The 7,735-nt window shown below is 71.5% G+C and carries 6 protein-coding genes and 1 pseudogene; 6 read left to right on the forward strand and 1 reads right to left on the reverse strand.

Annotated features, from left to right (window positions below; all coding sequences use genetic code 11):
• Positions 1-12 precede the first annotated feature (12 nt).
• Together AB0N07_RS24190 and AB0N07_RS24195 are read left to right on the forward strand one after the other, a co-directional pair.
• On the forward strand, positions 13-1,197 hold the full coding sequence (locus AB0N07_RS24190; protein ID WP_365838291.1) for an SGNH/GDSL hydrolase family protein: 1,185 nt from the start codon (positions 13-15) through the stop codon (positions 1,195-1,197).
• Between the two features lie 111 nt (positions 1,198-1,308).
• Positions 1,309-2,844, forward strand: coding sequence for a helix-turn-helix domain-containing protein (locus AB0N07_RS24195; RefSeq protein WP_365838317.1), 1,536 nt, complete (start codon positions 1,309-1,311; stop codon positions 2,842-2,844).
• Between the two features lie 119 nt (positions 2,845-2,963).
• Here AB0N07_RS24195 and AB0N07_RS24200 read toward each other — a convergent pair.
• Positions 2,964-3,227 (reverse strand): annotated as a pseudogene (locus AB0N07_RS24200) (cytochrome P450); the annotation flags it as partial.
• Between the two features lie 204 nt (positions 3,228-3,431).
• Here AB0N07_RS24200 and AB0N07_RS24205 point away from each other — a divergent pair.
• From AB0N07_RS24205 to AB0N07_RS24220, 4 genes are all read left to right on the forward strand, one after another.
• Entirely contained in the window at positions 3,432-4,781 is a 1,350-nt protein-coding gene (locus AB0N07_RS24205; RefSeq protein ID WP_365838293.1) for a transaminase, read from the forward strand.
• Positions 4,782-4,832: 51 nt separating this feature from the next.
• Entirely contained in the window at positions 4,833-5,273 is a 441-nt protein-coding gene (locus AB0N07_RS24210) for an Lrp/AsnC family transcriptional regulator (RefSeq protein ID WP_365838295.1), read from the forward strand.
• 62 nt (positions 5,274-5,335) lie between these two features.
• On the forward strand, positions 5,336-5,572 hold the full coding sequence (locus AB0N07_RS24215; protein ID WP_099926203.1) for a hypothetical protein: 237 nt from the start codon (positions 5,336-5,338) through the stop codon (positions 5,570-5,572).
• 317 nt (positions 5,573-5,889) lie between these two features.
• Positions 5,890-7,620: a fatty acyl-AMP ligase gene (locus tag AB0N07_RS24220; protein ID WP_365838297.1), complete on the forward strand. Its 1,731-nt coding sequence runs from the start codon at positions 5,890-5,892 to the stop codon at positions 7,618-7,620.
• The last annotated feature ends 115 nt before the right edge of the window (positions 7,621-7,735 follow it).

The following is a 7,735-nucleotide window of genomic DNA, read 5'->3' on the forward strand; positions in this document are numbered from 1 at the left end:
CAGGCTGAGGACATGCCCACCGAGCACGACTGGATCACCACGCCCGTCACCGCCGAGCTGCTGCGCGGCGCCCTCGACATCGAGCGCACCGAGCACGGCGTGCTGCCGCACCGGCTGCCCGCCCGGGCCCGCGCGCAGTGCACCGATCCGCAGCTGGCCAGCGCCGAGTCCCAGCCCTCGGGCGTACGGCTGGCGTTCCGTACGCGCGCGACGGCCGTCGAACTCGACGCCCTGCCCACCAAACGCGACTACGTCGGCGCCCCGCCCCGTCCCGACGGCGTCTACGACCTCCTCGTCGACGGCCGCCCGGCCGGCCGGGGCAGTGTCGCGGGCGGCAACACCGTGACCATCGACATGGTCGCCGGCACGGCCGAACTGCGCACCGGCTCCGTGGGCACGCTCCGCTTCCCCGACCTGCCCGAAGGGGAGAAGGACGTCGAGATCTGGCTCCCGCACAACGAGACCACCGAACTGGTCGCCCTGCGCACCGACGCCCCCGTGGAGCCCAGCCCGCCCAGCGGCCGCACGGTATGGCTGCACCACGGCAGTTCGATCAGCCACGGCTCCGACGCGGCGAGCCCCACCACCACATGGCCCGCCTTCGCCGCCTCCCTCGGTGGCGTCGACCTGATCAACCTCGGCCTGGGCGGCAGCGCCCTGCTCGACCCGTTCACCGCGCGCACCCTGCGCGACACCTCGGCCGACCTGATCAGCGTCAAGATCGGCATCAACCTGGTCAACACCGACCTGATGCGCCTGCGCGCCTTCACCCCCGCCGTCCACGGCTTCCTCGACACCATCCGCGAAGGACACCCCACGACACCGCTGCTCGTCGTCTCGCCCATCCTGTGCCCGATACACGAGGACACGCCCGGCCCCAGCGTCCTGGACTTCACTTCTCTGAGCGACGGTCAACTGCACTTCCAGGCCATGGGTGATCCCGGGGAACGAGCGAGCGGGAAACTGTCCCTCGGCGTCATCCGTGACGAGCTGGCCCGTATCGTGACCCAGCGGGCGACCGAGGACCCGAACCTCAACTACCTTGACGGCCGCGAGCTCTACGGCGAGTCCGACCACGACGAACTGCCCCTGCCCGACCAGCTCCACCCGGATGCCGACACCCACCTCCGCATCGGCGAACGCTTCGCCTCACTGGCCTTCGCCCCGGGCGGCGCCTTCGCAGGCCACACCGCCTGAAAGGCCCTCTCCCGTCGCACGCACCCGTGGGTACGCGGCCGGCGGGCACCCGTGAGGTAACGTCCCCGACCGAAAGTCGAGGTCGATGCGATGGACGAGGAGAAGGCCGAGATGGCCGGCCGAGAGGACGGGGCCCGCCCGGCACAGGTGGCGGGCGCCGACGGCGGCCCGACGTGGGCGCAGGAACTGCTCGATCACCTGCGCCCCACGGGCCGGGACATCCGCAAGGTCGTCGCCTGGCTCGCGGACGCCGTGCAGGGGACGGCCTGGCTGCAGGACGGCACCGGCCGGCTCCTCGCCGGAACGCCGACACCGCTGGACGAGAACCTCCTCGCGGACCTCGTCTCCGGCCGAATCGCCTCAGCCGCCTGGGACGACACCGGACGCCATCTGCGGCTCGTCCGGGTGGAGCAGCCGCCGCCCGCCGTCGTCGGCGTACTGGCCGTGTCCCGCCCGGCCCCCTTCGACCGCCGGGCCTCCGACATCGTGACCCACACCGCCCAGGTGGTCGAACTCCTGCTCAGGGCACGCGAGTCGACCACCGCCGGACGCCGCCTCCAACGCGCCACCTCTGATCTGCGCCTGGCGATCCTGCAACTGCTGATGGTCGAGGACACCGTCTCCGCCCGCCGCGTCGCCGCAGGTCTGTGGCCCGGCCTGCTCGACACCGACACCGCCTGCGTCTACGTCCTCGAGGGCTGCGCCGAGGACCGCGACCGGCTCGCCGAGGAGTGCCTGACCGAGACGGAGGAGCAGGTGCTGGTCGTGCGCTGCCCCGCCGTCGATGCGCACGTCATCGTCGTCGCTCCGGACGACACTGCCGCCGGGGAACTGCGCTCCCTGATCGGCCGACGGCCGGGCACCTACCTCGGCGGCAGCGCCCCGCAGAGCCTCGCCCGTACCGCCACCGCCTACGGACAGGCCGTGAGCGCGCTCGCCGTGGCCCGTTTCCGGCCCGACAAGCAGGCCGTGTACGCCGAACGCACCCACCCCGAGCGCCTGATGGACCCCGCCGAACTGCACGGCTGGACGACGCACGTGCTGCGTCCGCTGGACACCCTGGCGCACCACACCCGCGCCGAACTCCTCGCCACCACCCGGCTGGGCCTGCAGTTCACCGCCGTCAACGCCGCGAAGGTGCTCGGCGTCAGCCGCAACACCGTCCGCGCCCGCATGGAGCGCGTGGAGGCGCTGCTGCGGGCGGACTTCTCCGATCTCGCCACCCGCGCGGTCGTGCACCTCGCCCTCAACACCTGGATCGGCCTCGGGACGGAACCGCAGGAGACCGGCGCCGTCCCCACGGGCCACCGCCGGCTCGGCGAGCTGCTGTCCGGCCCCGCGCTGCGCACCTGGGCGAGCGAATTGCTGGCGCGCCTCGATGCCGACGCCCGTGATCTGCGCCGTACCCTGCGCACCTGGATCGCCGCCGGCGGCAACGCCGAACGCGCCGCGCAGATCCTGGGGGTGCACGCGCAGACGGTGCGGGAGCACGTGCGCAGCGCGGAACCCGTCCTCGAACGCCAACTGCTCGCAGCCGGCAGCGACCTCTACGAGGTCGTCCTCGCCCTTCTGGCCCTCGGCGACCTCGACCAGCCCGACCTGCGCCGGGCGAACCGGGACCATCCGGACTCACCTGTGCACGGGTGAGCCGTGCGGACAACGCAGCGGGCACTGACACGGTTCACAACGGATCCACCCGGCACGTAAGTTCGACGAACCGCGGGGGCGCGACCGGAACAGGGGACCGGTCGGGCCCCCTTGTGTTTCTACGCGCGCAGCCGCACCGGCACCTCCTGCCGGCCGAACGCGATGAACGACGGCACCTGCCGCAGCTCGTCCTCGCCGACGGCCAGTCGCATCTCGGGGAAGCGCTCGACGCGGGCGGGCAGCGCGGTGAGCGTCTCCACCCGGGCGAGCGTGCTCGGTGGACCGCAGCGGCAGCGAGGCGATCGACGGGTGTACCCGCAGCGTCTCGTCGACGACCACCCCCAGCCGATCTTCCCGGCCCGTACGGCGGCCGGCTGCTCGGGGATCTTGGGCCGCAGCTTCCGGTGCAGTCGGGGCCCCGGCTGACCCGCGGGTCGCAGCTCGGCACTCTGTCATCTGCGCGAGGTTCTGCCCGATACGCTCGAATCAGCCGATTGGACAACTGATTCCGCAGCGACAGCTTGATGGAACAGGGATATCTGTCGTACACTCCGCTGGTTCCGTCGCACTCAGAGTTCGGGGATCCCATGGACCGCGCCCGTTTGCAGGACCTGCTCGCCCGTGAGGAAGAGGAGGCCGCCCATCGCTGCCCGCGTTCGAGGGACGCCTACGCGCGGGCCGACCATCTCTTCGGGCGTGTGCCGATGACGTGGATGAACAAGACGGCGGGCGCCTTCCCCCGCTACCTGGCCACCGCCCGCGGCGCCCGCGTCACGGACATCGACGGGCACGAGTACGTCGACTTCTGCCTCGGTGACACCGGAGCGATGGCCGGTCACTCCCCGGCGGCCGTGGCCGAGGCCGTCCAGCGCCGGTTCGCCGATCTGGGCGGGGCCACCGCGATGCTGCCCACCGAGGACGCCGAATGGGTCGGTGCCGAGCTGACCCGCCGCTTCGGCCTCGCCCGCTGGAGCTTCTCGCTGACGGCGACCGACGCCAACCGGTGGGCGATCCGGCTCGCCCGGGCCGTCACCGGCCGCCCCAAGATCCTGGTGAACAGTTACAGCTACCACGGCAGCGTCGACGAGTCCCTCATCGTCGTCGGTCCCGACGGCCGGGGAGCGGCTCGCCCCGGAAACGTCGGCGCTCCCTGCGACGTCACGCTGACCAGCCGCGTCGCGGAATTCAACGACCTGGAACAGCTGGAGCGCGAACTCGCCCACGGCGATGTGGCCGCCGTCCTGATGGAGCCCGCCCTCACCAACATCGGCATCGTGCTGCCCGAACCCGGATACCTCGCGGGTGTCCGGGCGCTGACCCGGCGCCACGGCACCCTGCTCATCAACGACGAGACCCACACGTTCTCCGCCGGCCCGGGCGGCTGCACCGCCGCCTGGGATCTGGAGCCCGACCTGCTCACCATCGGCAAGGCCATCGGCGGCGGCATCCCGGCCGGCGCGTACGGCCTGTCCGCCGAACTCGCGGACCGCCTCCTCGACCGCGCCGACCTCGACCTGGTCGACATGGGTGGCGTCGGCGGCACCCTGGCCGGCAACGCCCTCTCGGTCGCCGCCATGCGCGCCACGCTGGAACACGTCCTGACCGAGGACGCGTTCGCGCGCATGACCAAACTGTCCGAACGCTTCGAAGCGGGCGTACGCGCGGGTATCGACGCCCACGTCCTTCCCTGGTCGGTCAGCCGTCTCGGCGCTCGCACCGAGTACCGCTTCGCCTCGTCTGCGCCCCGCACCGGCACCGAGTCCGCGGCCGCCGGCGACCCCGAACTGGAGGATTTCCTCCACCTCTACCTGGCCAACCGCGGCATCCTGCTGACCCCCTTCCACAACATGGCGCTGATGTGCCCGGACACCACCGACCAGGACGTCGACACCCACACCGAGGTCTTCGCCGCCGCCCTGGCCGACCTGGCCGGCTGAGCGGCACCGACGGGACCGGACAAGCCGGCCGGAACAAGGAGAGCGACGCACGTGGACGACATCGACCGGGCCATCCTGCGTGAACTGCAGACCGACGGGCGCATCGCCTACGCCGACCTCGGCCCCAAGGTCGGCCTCTCGGCCTCCGCGGCCCGCCAGCGCCTGCAGCGGCTGCTGGACACCAAAGCCGTCCAGGTCGTCGGCGTCACGGACCCGATGTCCATGGGCGGGCAGGCCATGGCCCTGCTCGGCATCGGCGTGGACGGCGACCCGCGCGCGGTCGCCGACGAACTGGCCGCTCGCTCCGAGGTCGTCTATGCGGTACTGACGTCCGGCGGCTTCGACCTGTTCGCCGAGGTGGTCGCGGCGGGCCCGCGCGAACTGCTGGACTTCGTCAACGACGTCGTACGGCCGATCGAAGGGGTCCGGCAGATCCAGTCGTTCCCGTACTTCGGCATCCACACGCACCGTTTCCTGTGGGACGTCGGCTGATTGCCCGGTGCGGGACGGGTACTCGGACAGCTCCGGAAGGACTACCGCTGCAGGAGGCCCGCATGACCAGCAGCACGGAGACCGGCGGCGTGACCGGCACGCCGGACAAGGACTACAACCTCATCTGGTACGTGGAGGCGTGCCTGAGCAACGCCCTGCGTCTGGAGACCTACATCCAGGACGCGGAACGCGAGAAGGACACCGAGGTGGCCGACCTGTTCCGCAAGGCCCAGGCGGACAGCCGCAAGGGCGCGGAAATCGGCAAGGGACTGCTGCGCGGACGCCTGAACGGCGGCTGACACCGGCTTCCCGCCCTCAGGCCCGGCCGCCGTGCACGCCACGGGTGGCCGGGCCTTCCGTATGTCCAACTCCCGTTTGATACCGAGCGTTTACAGAGTTTCGGTCGACGGGCCGAACAGAGTTGCTACAGTGCTACTCGCCGGTAGCAAGTCGTACGGGGCACGGGGGGCCGGCGTGTCGCCACTCCCTGGACGGATGGTCGATTCGCGCAGTCCGGCAAGGGGGCCGGGCCGCTCGCGGCTGCTGTGCACATGTGTCGCGCAGCCCTCGAACTCCAGTTCCCCGCCCGCCGATTCAGACAGGTGAGACTCTTCCCATGGCCCGTTCCCTGGTCGACTTACTGACCGAGCACGCCACACAACAGCCCGACCGGACCGCATACCGCTACCTCGTCTCCGGGGACTGCGACGGAGAGATCCAGGAGATCACCTACGCGCGGCTCGCTCGCCGTTCCCGGGCCGTCGCCGCCTGGCTGCAGGAGCGCGAGCTGACCGGTTCCCGCGCCATGCTGCTGCACCCGCCCGGCCTGGGGTTCATCGGCGACTACCTGGGCTGCCTCGCGGCCGGTGTCGTCGCCGTGCCCGGCGTGCCCCCGCAGGGCCGGGCACACAACCACCGCGCCCTGACCCGTACGAGGCGTCTGCTGGCCGACGCGGACGTCAGGGTGATCCTCGGTGGCCGGGACGTGGTCACTGCCCTGGCCGGCATGACGGAGCACCTGCCCGAGCTGGCCGACATCCCCTGCCTCGCCACCGAGGACATCCCCGACGAGGCCGCCGACGCCTGGCGCGCCCCCGACCTCACCCCCGACTCGGTCGCCTTCCTCCAGTACACCTCCGGCTCCACCTCCGCCCCCAAGGGCGTGGCCGTCACTCACGGCAACCTGCTCGACAACGAACGGATCATCACCGAACGGATGGGGCACACCCCGGAGGTCATCGAGGAGTACGGCCGCGAACTGGTCGTCAGCTGGCTGCCCGTGTACCACGACATGGGTCTCATCGGACCAGTCCTGAACACCGTCTACCTCGGCCTCACCACCACCCTCTTCTCCCCGCTGCACTTCCTGCAGCAGCCCGACCGCTGGCTGAGGGCCATCAGCCGCTACCGCCCGCACACCAGCGGCGGACCCAACTTCGCCTACGAACTGAGCCTGAAGCACGCCACCGACGAACTCGTCGACGGCCTCGACCTGAGCTCGTGGAAAGTCGCCTTCAACGGCGCCGAACCCATACGCGCCGCCACCCTGCGCCGCTTCACCGAGACCTTTGCCCCCGCGGGCTTCCGCCGCGAGGCCTTCTACCCCTGCTACGGCCTCGCCGAGGCGACCGTGATGGTCACCGGCGCCGCCGTGGACACCCCGCCCACCCTCCTCGCCGCCCAGGACCTCGGGCCGCACGCCGGCGAGGCGGACGCGGCAGCGGTCGGCTGTGGCCGTCCCGGCCCCGGACTCACGGTGACGATCGCGGACCCGGAGCAGGGAGCGGAACTCCCCGACGGGCAGGTCGGCGAGATCTGGGTGAGCGGAGCCAGCGTCGCCAAGGGCTACTGGCGCAACGCCCTGGCCACCCGCGAGACCTTCCGCGCCACCCTGCCCGGCCGCGAAGGCCGCTTCCTGCGCACCGGCGACCTCGGATTCCTGCGCGACGGCGAACTCTTCGTCACCGGCCGCCTCAAGGACCTGATCGTCATCGACGGACGCAACCACTACCCGCAGGACCTGGAGCTGTCCGCCGAGATGTGCCACCCGGCCCTGCGCCCCGGCTGCACCGCCGCCTTCTCCGTCCCCGCCGACGCGGAAGCCGAAGGGGAGCAGGTGGTCCTCGTCGCCGAGGTGGCCCAGGAGGCCGCGGGCGACTCGGAGAAGATCACCGATCTGATCCGCAGCGCGCTCGGCGAGGCCCACGGCCTGTCCGTACGCGAGGTCGTCCTGGTGCACCCCGGCACGATCCCCAAGACCTCCAGCGGGAAGATCCAGCGCCACGCGACCCGGACGGCCCACCTGTCCGGCTCCCTCTCTTCGCTCCCCGCACCCGCCGCGCGCTGACACCACCCGCCTGCCCGCGCCGTCCTGCGACGCAACTCCCGTACCAAGCCTGCCCGTTCGGCCACCGGTGGCTCCGTCATGCCTCCACACCGGCCGTATCGCGCGGACGGAAAAA

Origin of the sequence: Streptomyces sp. NPDC051172, assembly GCF_040682555.1 — a bacterium.
Lineage (GTDB): Bacteria > Actinomycetota > Actinomycetes > Streptomycetales > Streptomycetaceae > Streptomyces.